Below are 12,658 nucleotides of genomic sequence, written 5' to 3'. Positions count from 1 at the left end.
TCAGAGGTCCTCGAGTGAGACAGCTTCTGCTTCGCCGACCTGCAGGAACTTCGTGTACGCCTGGATGACCTCGTTGGGCTCGCCGCGCATCATCAGCTTGCCCTTGTGCAGCCAGATGCAGTCGTTGCACAGCTCGCGGACGCTGCTCATCGCGTGACTGACCAGGAACATGGTCCGGCTGTTGGTGACCAGCTCGGTCATCTTCGCCGCGGCCTTGGTCTTGAACGACGCGTCACCGGCGGACAGCGCCTCGTCGATCAGCAGGATGTCCGGGTCCATGTGCACCGCGACGGAGAACGCCAGCCGGCTGAACATGCCGGACGAGTACGTCCGCATCGGCATCTCCATGAAGTCACCGAGCTCGGCGAAGTCGGCGATCTCCTCGTACTTCGCCTCGATCTCCTTGCGGCTCAGCCCGGACGCGAGACCGCCGAGGACGACGTTCTCCCGGCCCGACAGCGCCGCGTTGAAGCCGACGCCCAGGGCCAGCAGCGTGGACACCCGGCCGTGCACCTCGATCCGGCCCGACGTCGGCGGCAGGATGCCGGCGATCGACCGCATCAGCGTCGACTTGCCGGCGCCGTTCGCGCCGATGATGCCGATCGTGGTGCCGTGGTCGACGTCGAAGGACACGTTCTGGACGGCCTTGACCTCGCGCACCGCGCGCTCGCCGCGGCCGAGCCGGACGATCGCGCTCTTGAACGTCGGCACCCGCTCGAACGTGGTCCGGTAGGTGATCGAGACGTCCTGCACCTTGACGGCCGGAATGCCCGTCGGGGTCTTCTGCATGGGCTTCTTCTCGGTCTCAGAGACGGACAACGAACTCACGCTCCCTCGACATGAAGAACAACGAGCCGACCACGAAGGCCAGAATCGCCCAGAACCCGGCGCCGGCCCACATCTGCCACTTCGGGATGTCGCCGCGGACCAGCAGGTCGGTCCACCCGCCGATCAGCGAGTAGAGCGGGTTGTACTGGATGAAGCCCTTGAACTTCGCCGGGGCCTGCTCGGCGAACCACAGCACCGGCGACAGGTACAGCCAGATCCGCACGAAGTACGGCAGGAAGCTGGTGGTGTCGCGGAAGTAGACCTGCAGGGCCGCGAAGATCATGCCCATGCCGGCGGCGAACACCGTCAGCATGATCAGGAACGCCGGGGCCAGCAGCATCTGCCACTTCAGCGGCTGCCGCATCGCGACGTGAATGATCAGGTACACCGCGAGGGTCGGCAGGAAGCGGAAGAACGCCGTCCTGACCGCCGACAGCGGCAGCAGCATCCGCGGGAACGACATGTTCATCAGCAGCTTGCCGCCGCCGACCACGCTCGCCGCACCGGCCGTCATCGCACCGGAGAAGTAATAGAAGGCGAAGAGACCGCCGCACATGTGCGCGAACCGCTCGGCCGCATCCACCTTGCCGCTGCCACCGGCGATGATGTCGACCAACAGGTAGTACACCGCGGCCAGGAGCAGCGGGTTGAGCACCAGCCAGACCTGTCCGAAGAAGGTGTTCGTGTTGGCCGCCCGGATGTTCGTCCGGGACATCTCCGCCGCGAACTCCCGCCGCTGCCACAGCGCCTTGAAGTACGGGCGCAGTGCCGGCAGTCCGACCTTGTGTGGTTCGTACACGTGCACCGACGGGTTGAACTCCTCGTCGACGCTAGTCGCGTTCATTCAGGCGATGCCTCTCTCTGCCGGAAAGTTGGATCCACAATGGCCGATCACCTGGGTTTCGGCGGTTGCCGCCCGGGGTACGGCGACGTGCCACGCGGACCGGGAAGCAGAGTAGCGGATCGGCACGGACGCCGACGACACAGCGGTCCTCCTTAGTGAGCAACGACGTACGGACGGCTACCAAACGTCGTACCCCGCTGCGTCCACAACACCTGCGTCGTCCTTCGCCGATCGTTATCCGGAATATACATTTGACAGCCAGCGACGACCAAAACGCCTTGCGGGCAAGTCAAATCGCCGTCAATTCACGATGTACGACGCTACCCACCCGCGCCAAGTTGACGTGACCTGTCCCACCAGGACAGACAGTCACCGATGAGACCCCAGGAAGTGCCTTCCGGCGGCGGACGTGTCACGCAACAGCACGTCCGCCCTCCCCATGGACAGCCTCACCATCCACGGAGTACCCGTCGGCACCTCCCGGGGTTCCACCGTCGATCCGGTCCGGTGCCCGCGGTGGGCGGATGCGGACACGTCCGGATCGACCGGCACGATGACCAGGGCGGCGGTCATCGCGCCATCAGTCCGTCCCCAGAGGTGCTGCGTACGCCGGCAGGTGCGCGCAGCAGGTGTGGGGGCGGACCGGAGACCGGAGAAGGACAGCGCACACCGGGCAGCCCGGGCGCTGGGGACGGCAGCCACGACGCGAGGGGCGGCGGTACACGGCGGAACCGGTCGCATCGGGCACTCCTCCTCATCGGCCTCACGATTGGAGATGCCACAGTTTGTACACCCTCCGGCACAGCGGGTGATGGCACGGAAGTGCGAGGGCACCGATGCGCCGGGATCGAGACCCAACCGAAACAGGCTCCGCTGACGAGACAGCCAACTCGGGCCAGAATTGGAACAGCAGCCCGGCGGCGCTCAGGTGGTCCGTCGCCGGGCTGCTGGACCTCAATTCTCGCTCACGACTGCGCGGAAATGGTGGCCAGATGGTGACACGGCACAAGAATGCTGACAGGACAACAAATATCGCTGCGTGTTTACACGTCGACACGGACCGTGCCGACGGCGCTGGAACGCCCCGTCTACGCTGGAGGGGCGGTTGCGGACGGTGACAGCAGTCGGAAGGGAGGGCGGCGTTGTGAGCGCAGCGGACACGGAGCGTGTCGGTCATCTGAGGGTGCTCGGGCTCAACGACGACGAGATCAGGGTCTACCAGCATCTGCTGCGGACCGGCCCGTCGTCGATCACCGAGCTGGACGACGCGGTTCCCGACCGGGAGCGTTCGATCGACTCCGCCCTCGGCGGACTCGTGCAGGCCGGCCTGGCCCGCCGGTCCGGCTCGGACCACTCCCGGTACCTGCCGGTCCCGCCGGACGCGGGTCTGGAGGCGATGACGCTGCGCCGCGAGTCCGAGCTCAAGCAGGCCCGGATCGAGGTCCTGAACGCGTACGACGAGTTCCGCCGGACCGTGCACAACGAGTCGACGACGCACCTGATCGAGGTGGTCACGGGCAGCGCGATCGTCGAGCGGATCCACCAGATCAAGGGCGGCGTCCAACGCGAGATCCTGGCGATCGACTCCCCGCCGTACTACATCGGCGGCCCGAACCAGGAGGAGATCGACCAGCTCAAGAGGGGCGTCTCGTACCGGGTCGTGTACTCGCCGGAGTCGGTCGAGGTGCCCGGCTACCTGACCGAGAACATCCTCCCGTGCGTCGAGGCGGGTGAGCAGGCGCGAGTGCTGCCCGACGTACCGGCGAAGCTGACCATCATCGACGGCTCGATCGCGTTCGTGTCCATGTCGGCGCGCGACACCGACGTGAACCGGTCGCTGCTCATCATCCGGCCGAGCAGCCTGCTGACCGCGCTGATCGGCATGTTCGAACTGTGCTGGCGCAACGCGCTGCCGCTGCACGCGTCGGTCGGCGCGGAGGACGACCGCCTGGAGCCGATCGAGCGCCGCCTGCTCGCCCTGCTGGCCACCGGCGCCGCGGACGACACGATCGCCCGCACGCTGGGCATCAGCCGCCGCACGTTCTTCCGCTACCTGGAGCGCCTCATGAACCGCACAGGCGCCAGCACCCGCTTCCAGCTGGCCCTCCACGCCGCCCGCGAGAACTGGCTCTGAGGAACGCAGAAGGGCCCGCACACGCTGGTGTGCGGGCCCTTCGGCGTTCCGGTCAGGCTTCCGCCGGGATGAACTCCTTGGCGACGACCTCGGCGATCTGGGCCGTGTTCAGGGCCGCGCCCTTGCGCAGGTTGTCGCCGCACACGAACAGCTCCAGCGCGTTCGGGTCGTCGAGCGACTTGCGGACCCGCCCGACCCAGGTCGGGTCGGTGCCGACGACATCGGCCGGCGTCGGGAACTCGCCCTCGGCCGGGTTGTCGAAGAGCAGCACGCCGGGAGCGTCCCGCAGCACCTCGCGGGCGCCGTCGGCGTCGACCTCCTGGACGAACCGGGCGTGCACCGACAGCGAGTGCGTGGTGACGACCGGGACCCGCACACAGGTCGCGGAGACCTTCAGGTCCGGCAGGCCGAGGATCTTGCGAGACTCGTTGCGGACCTTCAGCTCCTCCGACGACCAGCCGTCGTCCTTGAGCGATCCGGCCCACGGCACGACGTTGAGCGCCAGCGGGGCCGGAAACGGACCGAGGTCGTTGCCTACCAGCCGCCGGACGTCACCGGGCGTGCTGCCCAGCTCCCGGTTGCCGGCCACCTTGGTGAGCTGGTCGTACAGCGCGTCGATCCCGGACTGCCCGGCACCGGACGCGGCCTGGTACGACGCCACCACGAGCTGCTCGAGCTCGTAGCGGTGGTGCAGCGCGCCCATCGCGACGATCATCGACAGCGTCGTGCAGTTCGGGTTGGAGATGATGCCCTTCGGCCGGTTCCGGGCCGCCTCGGCGTTCACCTCCGGGACCACCAGCGGGACGTCCGGGTCCATCCGGAACGCGCCCGAGTTGTCCACCACGACCGCGCCCTTGGCCGCCGCGATCGGTGCCCAGTGCGCCGACACCTCGTCCGGTACGTCGAACATCGCGACGTCGATCCCGTCGAAGGCGTCCTCGCTGAGCGCGATCACCTCGACCTCTTCGCCGCGGACGACCAGCTGTTTACCCGCGGAGCGCTCGGAGGCGATCAGCCGGATCTCTCCCCAGACGTTCTGCCTGGTCGAGAGCAGGGTCAGCATCACCGTCCCGACGGCGCCGGTCGCACCGACCACCGCCAGGGAAGGCAGGCCCTTCCGGTCCTCGATCGTGTTCTCCACAGCGCTCACAGGGGTCACCGTCCCGTTCCTCCGTACACGACAGCCTGGGTGTGCTCGTCGTCCAGATCGAATGCGGTGTGCGCCGCGGTCACGGCGGCGTCCACCAGGTTCTCGTCCACGACCACCGAGATCCGGATCTCCGAGGTGGAGATCATCTCGATGTTCACGCCGGCGTCGGCGAGCGCGGAGAAGAACTTCGCGGAAACGCCCGGGTGCGAGCGCATTCCGACGCCGACGACGGAGACCTTTCCGATCTGGTCGTCGTACAGCAACTGCTCGTAGCCCACCGCGTCCTTCATCCGCGCCAGCGCGGACATCGCCCGGGCGCCGTCGGCGCGGGGCAGCGTGAACGAGATGTCGGTCCGGTTCGTGGCGACCGCCGACACGTTCTGCACGATCATGTCGATGTTCGTGTCGGCACCGGCGACCGTCTCGAAGATCCGGGCCGCCTCACCGGGCTTGTCGGGCACACCGACCACCGTGATCTTGGCTTCGCCGCGGTCGTGGGCCACGCCGGAGATGATCGCCTGTTCCATCTGATCCAGTTCCTTCGCATCGACGACCCAGGTGCCTTCCTTCTGCGAGAAGGAGGAACGCACATGGACGGGGACGTTGTAACGCCGCGCGTACTCGACGCAGCGCAGGTGCAGCACCTTGGCGCCGCAGGCGGCCATCTCGAGCATCTCCTCGTAGGAGATCCTCGAGATCTGCTTGGCGGCCGGCACGATCCGCGGGTCCGCGGTGAAGATGCCGTCCACGTCGGTGTAGATCTCGCAGTAGTCGGCCTCCAGCGCGGCGGCCAGCGCGACCGCGGTGGTGTCGGAGGCACCGCGACCCATCGTGGTGATGTCCTTGGTGTCCTGGGCGACGCCCTGGAAACCGGCCACGATCGCGATGTGGCCCTCGCCCAGCGCGTCCTCGATCCGGCCCGGCGTGATGTCGATGATGCGCGCGTTGCCGTGCGCGGCGGTCGTGATCACGCCGGCCTGCGAGCCGGTGAAGCTGCGGGCCTCGTAACCCAGGTTCGCGATCGCCATCGCCAGCAGCGCGGCCGAGATCCGCTCACCCGAGGTGAGCAGCATGTCGAGCTCGCGCGGCGGCGGCAGCGGAGAGACCTGCTGGGCCAGGTCCATCAGTTCGTCGGTGGTGTCTCCCATCGCTGAGATGACGACCACCACGTCGTTCCCGGCCTTCTTCGTCGCGACGATCCGTTGGGCCACGCGCTTGATGCAATCGGCGTCGGCGACCGAAGAACCGCCGTACTTGTGTACGACGCGTCCCACAGTGTTTCTCCTCAAACCACTGGTTGCGGTACGCCGTGCGGCGTTGCACCAGGCGTAGTCGATCGCCTCATTCTAGCCGTGACCTGACCGTTGCCTACCGGCTGACCAGCACCCGGGCCGGCCGTCCGGCCGATCGCGACCGCGGCCGGAAGGTTCCCCGGCCGGGGTCGGCCAGGGCCGGAAACCGTCCGGCCACTTGTTCATATAAGTCATCGCTGAAATACTTGCCCGGTGCACGCGTTCGACATCCTCGGCGATCCGGTCCGGCGCCGGATCCTGGAGCTGCTGGCCGACGGCGAGCTCCCGGCGGGCAGCATCGCCGGGACGATCGGCGCCGAGTTCGGCATCAGCCAGCCGGCCGTCTCGCAGCATCTGCGGGTGCTGCGCGACAACGGCTTCGCCACCGTGACCGTCGACGGGACCCGCAGGCTGTACGCCGTGGACCCCGAGCCGCTGCGGGAGATCGACAGCTGGCTCGACCGGTACCGCGGGTTCTGGACCAACCGGCTCGACGCGCTCGAGACCGAGCTGCAGCGCGGCCGCCGGACGTAACCTTCGCGGCTCCGGCTGCATCTGACTTGGTATGCGAAACATCGTGGCCAGGTTGTGCATGTCCGAGGACGGCGTCGTCGAGCGACCGGAGCAGTGGCTGGCGCAACCGGCGCTGGGACAGCTGATGCCGTCGGGCGGGACGGTGCTGTTCGGCCGCCGTACCTTCGAGCGGTACGCCGGTACGCTCGGCGGACTCGAGCACACCCGGAACCTCGTGATCGGATCGCGCCCTGTCGTCGCCCGCGCGGGCACCGAGATGCTGCAGGGCGACACACGCCGGGTACTGACCGCGCTGAAGTCCGTTCCGGGCGACGACCTGCAGGTGATCGGCAGCCTGATGCTGGTGCGGTCGCTGCTGCGGTGGCGCCTGATCGACGAGATCTCCCTGCTGATCCACCCGGTCGCCGCGGGCCGGGGGATGATCCTGGACCGGCGGCACCTGCACCTGATCTCCATGTGCGCCCGCGACGGCGGCGTCCTCGAGGCGAACTACCGCATGCGTTACGCCGCGACCGCCGCACCCTCGACGGCACTGGTGTCCACCGGCCGGTGGGGCGGGACGCGGAGCAAGGACAGGGTCGCGAGCACGCCGAGACCGGCCGCCAGGACCCACGCGTAGCGCACGCCGTACGCCTCCACCACGGCCCCCGCGACGGCCGAGCCGACCGCGGAGCCGACCATGCCGCCGCTCTGCGCCCAGCCGAAGATCTCGGTGTGCGCGGAGTTCGGCGTCAGTTCGCCGATCCGCTCGTACACGGCCGCGATCGTCGGCGCGATCAGGCAGCCGGCCGCGAACATCATGATCGCCAGCGCGACCACGGACGACGTCACGAACACACAGCCCGTGACCAGGACCGTGAGGGACAGCATCCGCCGCCAGACGTACGAGTTCCGGCCGCCGGGCAGGGCGCCGTTGACGATGCCGCCGGTCACGCTGCCGATCGCGGCGACCATCTCGAGGACGCCCGCGATCAGGCGGTTCCCGTGCTGGTCGGCGACCGCGACCATGCCGAGCGACATCGCGGCGAACCCCATCACGAGGCACGCCCAGGCGACCAGCAACGCCGTACGGTGCCGATGGAACAGGAGTTGCCGGGCGGTCGGCCGCGGCTCGGCGTTCTCGTCGTGGTGGACACCCGGGCGCTGGTTCAGCCCGAACCACCAGATGCTGGCGGCTGCCGTGACGGCACAGGCCAGCAGACCCGCGCGCGGACTGGCGAAGCTGACGATCACCGCGCCGGACATCGGGCCGATGACGAACAGCAACTCCTGCGCGGTCGCGTCCAGCGAGTAGACCGCCCGGAGCCGCGAGCCGTGCACGATCCGCGGCCAGTTGGCACGCAGCGCCGAGGTGACCGGCGCCACGCAGACGCCTGCGATGAGCGCGGCGACCGGCAGCAGCCGGTACCAGCTGTACGGCAGTAACGCGACGACGGCCATCGACGCGCCCCAGGCCATCCCGGTGCCGATCACGACCTTGCGCGCACCCTTGCGGTCCGCCATCCGGGACCAGACGACGCTCGCGACGGCGGTGCCGATCGAGTAGGCACCCGCCACCACACCGGCCCAGCCGAAGTTGCCGGCGGCATCCTTGGCCAGGAAGGCGAGCGGGACCATCGTCGCCAGCACCGGCAACCGCGCGACCAAGGCGGAGGCGAGCAACGCCATCACGCCCTGGGTCTTCCAGAGGTCGCGGTACGCGGTCAGGTCCATGAGGCTCATTCTTTCCTGACATCGATGTCTGCCGCGTCGGGAATTCTCCCTATCTGTTTTGTCCGCGGTCTATGCGAACATGTGTTCGTGTCGTCGTCGGGCGGGGCCACCATCCTGCATGCCGACCTGGACGCGTTCTACGCGTCGGTCGAGCAGCGCGACGACCCGCGCCTGCGCGGCCGCCCGGTGATCGTCGGCGCCGGCGTCGTGCTCGCCTGCAGCTACGAGGCCAAGGCCTTCGGCGTCCGGACCGCGATGAACGGCGGGCAGGCCCTGCGTCGCTGCCCGGGCGCGATCGTGGTCGAGCCGAGGATGTCGGCGTACTCCGAGGCCAGCAAGGCCGTGTTCAAGGTCTTCGAGGACACCACGCCGCTGGTCGAGGGCCTGTCGATCGACGAGGCGTTCCTCGACGTCGGAGGACTGCGCAAGATCCGCGGCACGCCGGTGGAGATCGCAGCGAGGTTGCGATCCGAGGTGCTGTCGCGGGTCGGGTTGCCGATCACCGTCGGGGTTGCGCGCACGAAGTTCCTGGCGAAGGTCGCGAGCGGCGTCGCCAAGCCGAACGGCCTGCTCGAGGTCGCACCGGACCGTGAGTTGGACTTCCTGCATCCGCTGGACGTTTCGCGGTTGTGGGGCGTCGGCGAGGTGACCGCGGAGAAGCTGCGGAACCGCGGGCTGACCAAGGTCGGCGACGTCGCGATGCTGCCCGAGGCGGCGCTGATCGCGATGCTCGGCCGGGCGTCCGGGCGGCACTTGCACGCGCTCGCGCACAACCGGGACCCGCGGCCGATCGAGGTCGGCCGGCGGCGGCGCTCGATCGGATCCCAACGGGCTCTCGGTCGTTCGCCGAAGTCACCGGCGACGCTGGACGCCGTGCTCGCGGGTCTCGTCGACCGCGTCACCCGGCGGATGCGATCCGCCGGGCGCTCCGGCCGGACGGTGACGTTGCGGCTGCGATTCGACGACTTCACCCGCGCGACCCGGTCACATACATTGCCTCAGGCAACCGATCAGACGCGCGCGATCCTGGTCACCGCCCGCGCGCTGCTGCGCACGGCACAGCCGCTGATCACCACGCAGGGCCTCACCATGATCGGCATCTCGGTCGGCAACCTGGAGAACGAGGCCGCCCTGCAACTGGCGCTCCCGTTCGACAAGGCCGCCAACAACGAGCTCGACACCGCCCTCGACCAGGTCAAGGACAAGTTCGGCACCCACGCCATCACCCGAGGCATCCTCCTCGGCAAGTCCCAGGGCCTCGAGATGCCGATGCTTCCGGATTAGTTCTCAGCTGCGGGGGTAACCGGCTTCGGCGATCCCTTCCTTGAGATCGATCAACCGCCGCTCGGGATTGAGCGACGTGACGACGTACTCCGTCAGCGGCATCAGGGCGTACACGTGCCGGACGGCATCGAGGTCCAGTGCGCGCTCGTAGTAGTCCTCGGCGAAGGTCAGGTACGCCTCGGGGCGGCCGTCCGCCACGAGGTCGAACAACCAGTCGGCCCCGTCGGCGTCCACGTCGTGCACCGGGCCGCACCGCCAGGCCGAGTCCTCCGTCGCACGCCAAAAACAGACTGTCGCCTGGGGCACTCCGTTCGGTTCCGCGAACGCCTTGTCGTCCCGCGCCGAGTGGAAGACCTCTGGCACACCGTCCAGCAAGCCGGGCCAAAGCTTTCCCGTGGTCCACGGCGACATCGGCGACTCGTGGTCGAACCCGTACGCGAACGCGCCGTCCGGCGAGAACACGATCGAGTACCCGTTCCCCGAGCCGTCCCGCATCAACGCGGCCTCCTCCGTCGGCGACCACCGCGCGTCGAAGGAGTAGAAGTTGAGGATGTCCTGGTCATCGTTCAGCACCAGGTCGAGCACCGCGAGCGCCCGGCTCACCCGCCGCACCGCACCGATCTCCGGAAGCCGCCGAATCACCTCGAAAACCGACACCGCATCATTCAACCGGATCTACCCGGTCACGCCCAACGGCCTGTCGGAGAGCTGTGGACAACCAGCCTCGCGACAGCGGGTCAGCGGCGCTGCACGGCCTCTTCGGCGACCTCGACCAGCTCGCGGTCGGTGGCCTCGGTCTCCGCGTCGTGTGCCGGCTCGAGCCGGTCGTGCGCGATCAGCGACTGGATGGCCCGCAGAACGGCGCTCGCGGCGGCGCCCCAGGTCGACACGTACGAGAACTGCCACCACCACAGCGCCTCGACGATCCGGCCGTCCTCGTAGTGCGCGAGGCCGTGCACCAGGTCGGTCGCGATCGCGGTGAGGTCGTCGGAGAGCCGGTTGACGGTGATCTCCGGCGGCGCGGCGTACGGGTCGAAGACCTCGGCGTACTCGTCCAGGCCCTCGAAGAGCACCGCGAGCCGGTCCCGCATCGCGTCCAGGTCCGGGTCCGGGCCGGCGTCGCTCTCGAAACGCTCCTCCGGCACGAAGTCCTCGAACGCGCCGAGCCGGCCGCCGGCGAGCAGCAGCTGGCTCACCTCGAGCAGCAGGTACGGCAGCGAGGCGAGGCCCTCGTCGACCCCGTCCTCGTCCGGCTGCGCGGCGATGTCGCGCACCGAGATCAGGAAGCTCCGGACCTGATCGGCGATCTGCTCGGCGAACTCTGTCAGGTCCTCGCTGTCGGTGCCCAAAGCGCGTTCCGCAATATCTGTTGGTTCAGTCATCGATCGATCGTCGCCCTTCAAATGCCCGTCCGAGAGTGACCTCGTCGGCGTACTCGAGGTCACCGCCTACTGGAAGTCCACTAGCCAATCGGGTGACGCGCAACCCCATGGGCCGCAGCAGGCGGCTCAGGTAGGTCGCGGTCGCCTCGCCTTCGAGGTTCGGGTCGGTGGCCAGAATGATCTCGGTCACCTCGCCGCTGGCCAGCCGCTGCATGAGCTCCTTGATCCGGAGCTCGTCCGGGCCGATGCCCTCGATCGGCGAAATCGCCCCGCCGAGCACGTGGTACCGGCCGCGGAACTCGCGGGTGCGCTCGATCGCGACCACGTCCTTGGCCTCTTCGACCACACAGATCAGACTCAGGTCGCGGCGCGGGTCACGGCAGATCCGGCACTGCACGTCCTCCGCGACGTTGCCGCAGATCTCGCAGAACTTGACCTTCTCCTTGACCTGCACGAGCACGTGCGCGAGCCGCCGCACGTCGGTCTCGTCGGCCGCGAGCAGGTGGAACGCGATCCGCTGCGCGGACTTCGGCCCCACACCGGGCAGCCGCCCCAGCTCGTCGATGAGATCCTGAACGGCCCCCTCGTACACGTCAGCCCGGGTTCTGGCCGGGCTCGCCGGCCGCGCTCCCCGGGTTCACGAACCCGACGCCACCCGAACCGCCCTGCTCACCGCTGGCCCGCGCTGCCCCGCCCGGCCCGGCTGTTTCATCCGGGCCCTGGGTCTTCGGAGCGCTCTCGTCCTCGTCGATCCGACCGATCTGCGGCGTCTGCGACTCAGGCAGGGCGAACCCGGCGGGAGCCGACGACTCACCGCCGCCGAACCCGGGGAAACCGCCCTCGCCACCGAACGCGCCGCCCAGCCCACCGGCCAGCGGTCCCATCGCGGCAGCAGCAGCCTGCTTCGCGTTCTCCGAGGCGTCCCGGACCGCGGCGACCACCAGGTCGGCCAGCGTCTCGGTGTCGTCCGGGTCGACGGCTTCCTTCTTGATGTTCAGGCTGAGCAGCTCGCCCGTGCCGGACACCAGGGCAGTCACCAGACCGCCGCCTGCCGATCCCTCGATCTCCTGACCTTCCAGGTCGGCCTGCGCTTCCATCAACTGGTTCTGCATCGCCTGCGCCTGCGCGAGCAGGTTGGACATGTCGAAGCCCCCAGCACCGCCACCGTCGAACACCGCGATCTCCTCGTCCGAACCGCTCTCCCGAGCCCCGAGCCTGCCTGCCCGGCCGGTCGGCGAAACCCACCGCCAACCACCGGAGCCTCAACACTAGCCGGTCCCCCGGACAACCCACCTCGCGCCCGGAAACCGACCAGTCTCCCCACGCTTTTCCACAACCCTGTGAACAACCCTATCCACACCCCTGTGAATCCTGTGGACCCTCACCTCGACCCCGACCCACCTGGCTGTGGATGGCCGTTCTAGTTGGGTTCTTCGGTGATGATCTGTGCGCCGAGGGTTTCGCGGAGCAGGTCGGTGTGGGAGCGGGAGTCGTCCT

At 68.6% G+C, this 12,658-nt stretch carries 13 protein-coding genes; 4 read left to right on the top strand and 9 right to left on the bottom strand.

The features are described from left to right. Positions 1 to 789 (bottom strand): ABC transporter ATP-binding protein, encoded by a 789-nt coding sequence (locus AB0L64_RS03980; protein WP_355700994.1) that lies wholly within the window; start codon positions 787 to 789, stop codon positions 1 to 3. 16 nt (positions 790 to 805) lie between these two features. Beyond that, entirely contained in the window at positions 806 to 1,672 is an 867-nt protein-coding gene (locus AB0L64_RS03975) for an ABC transporter permease (protein ID WP_363707442.1), read from the bottom strand. A gap of 1,144 nt (positions 1,673 to 2,816) precedes the next feature. On the opposite strand from AB0L64_RS03975, the gene AB0L64_RS03970 reads away from it, so the two are divergent. Next, positions 2,817 to 3,806, top strand: a complete 990-nt coding sequence (locus tag AB0L64_RS03970) for a helix-turn-helix domain-containing protein (RefSeq protein ID WP_355700992.1) — start codon at positions 2,817 to 2,819, stop codon at positions 3,804 to 3,806. 52 nt (positions 3,807 to 3,858) lie between these two features. On the opposite strand, the gene AB0L64_RS03965 is transcribed toward AB0L64_RS03970, so the two are convergent. Beyond that, positions 3,859 to 4,956, bottom strand: a complete 1,098-nt coding sequence (locus AB0L64_RS03965; protein ID WP_363707439.1) for an aspartate-semialdehyde dehydrogenase — start codon at positions 4,954 to 4,956, stop codon at positions 3,859 to 3,861. A gap of 5 nt (positions 4,957 to 4,961) precedes the next feature. Beyond that, positions 4,962 to 6,230 carry an aspartate kinase gene (locus AB0L64_RS03960; protein WP_363707437.1) on the bottom strand — a complete coding sequence of 423 codons (1,269 nt, stop codon included), beginning with the start codon at positions 6,228 to 6,230 and terminating at the stop codon, positions 4,962 to 4,964. Between the two features lie 231 nt (positions 6,231 to 6,461). Between AB0L64_RS03960 and AB0L64_RS03955 the strand changes: the two genes are divergently transcribed. Further along, positions 6,462 to 6,782: a metalloregulator ArsR/SmtB family transcription factor gene (locus AB0L64_RS03955; RefSeq protein ID WP_355700989.1), complete on the top strand. Its 321-nt coding sequence runs from the start codon at positions 6,462 to 6,464 to the stop codon at positions 6,780 to 6,782. 58 nt (positions 6,783 to 6,840) lie between these two features. After that, positions 6,841 to 7,401 (top strand): dihydrofolate reductase family protein, encoded by a 561-nt coding sequence (locus tag AB0L64_RS03950; RefSeq protein ID WP_363707435.1) that lies wholly within the window; start codon positions 6,841 to 6,843, stop codon positions 7,399 to 7,401. On the opposite strand, the gene AB0L64_RS03945 is transcribed toward AB0L64_RS03950, so the two are convergent. Further along, positions 7,284 to 8,495 carry an MFS transporter gene (locus AB0L64_RS03945; RefSeq protein ID WP_363707433.1) on the bottom strand — a complete coding sequence of 404 codons (1,212 nt, stop codon included), beginning with the start codon at positions 8,493 to 8,495 and terminating at the stop codon, positions 7,284 to 7,286. The two genes, AB0L64_RS03950 and AB0L64_RS03945, sit on opposite strands and share 118 nt — an antisense overlap. Positions 8,496 to 8,582: 87 nt before the next feature. Between AB0L64_RS03945 and dinB the strand changes: the two genes are divergently transcribed. Continuing rightward, entirely contained in the window at positions 8,583 to 9,779 is a 1,197-nt protein-coding gene (gene dinB, locus AB0L64_RS03940) for a DNA polymerase IV (protein ID WP_363707431.1), read from the top strand. A 3-nt stretch (positions 9,780 to 9,782) separates the two neighbouring features. Here the strand turns inward: dinB and AB0L64_RS03935 are convergent, their stop codons facing one another. From AB0L64_RS03935 to AB0L64_RS03920, 4 genes are all read right to left on the bottom strand, one after another. Beyond that, the gene (locus AB0L64_RS03935) at positions 9,783 to 10,436 is read right to left on the bottom strand and encodes a hypothetical protein (protein ID WP_363707429.1); all 654 of its coding nucleotides are present in this window, start codon (positions 10,434 to 10,436) and stop codon (positions 9,783 to 9,785) included. Between the two features lie 80 nt (positions 10,437 to 10,516). Next, complete coding sequence (locus AB0L64_RS03930; protein ID WP_167203751.1) at positions 10,517 to 11,161, bottom strand: DUF5063 domain-containing protein; 645 nt, start codon at positions 11,159 to 11,161, stop codon at positions 10,517 to 10,519. Continuing rightward, positions 11,154 to 11,753 carry a recombination mediator RecR gene (recR, locus tag AB0L64_RS03925; protein WP_355700982.1) on the bottom strand — a complete coding sequence of 200 codons (600 nt, stop codon included), beginning with the start codon at positions 11,751 to 11,753 and terminating at the stop codon, positions 11,154 to 11,156. Before recR ends, AB0L64_RS03930 begins: the two co-directional genes overlap by 8 nt. Before the next feature lies 1 nt (position 11,754). After that, complete coding sequence (locus AB0L64_RS03920; RefSeq protein ID WP_363707426.1) at positions 11,755 to 12,336, bottom strand: YbaB/EbfC family nucleoid-associated protein; 582 nt, start codon at positions 12,334 to 12,336, stop codon at positions 11,755 to 11,757. Positions 12,337 to 12,658: the final 322 nt, after the last annotated feature.

Source organism: Kribbella sp. NPDC051936 (genome assembly GCF_040680955.1).
Classification (GTDB): domain Bacteria; phylum Actinomycetota; class Actinomycetes; order Propionibacteriales; family Kribbellaceae; genus Kribbella.
This window is presented reverse-complemented; position numbering and strand designations above follow the sequence as displayed.

Coding starts and splice junctions, on each gene's coding strand:
- AB0L64_RS03950 (WP_363707435.1), top strand. CDS start 6,841: ATGTCCGAGGACGGCGTCGTCGAGCGACCGGAGCAGTGGCTGGCGCAA.
- AB0L64_RS03980 (WP_355700994.1), bottom strand. CDS start 789: ATGCAGAAGACCCCGACGGGCATTCCGGCCGTCAAGGTGCAGGACGTC.
- AB0L64_RS03945 (WP_363707433.1), bottom strand. CDS start 8,495: ATGGACCTGACCGCGTACCGCGACCTCTGGAAGACCCAGGGCGTGATG.
- AB0L64_RS03975 (WP_363707442.1), bottom strand. CDS start 1,672: ATGAACGCGACTAGCGTCGACGAGGAGTTCAACCCGTCGGTGCACGTG.
- AB0L64_RS03930 (WP_167203751.1), bottom strand. CDS start 11,161: ATGACTGAACCAACAGATATTGCGGAACGCGCTTTGGGCACCGACAGC.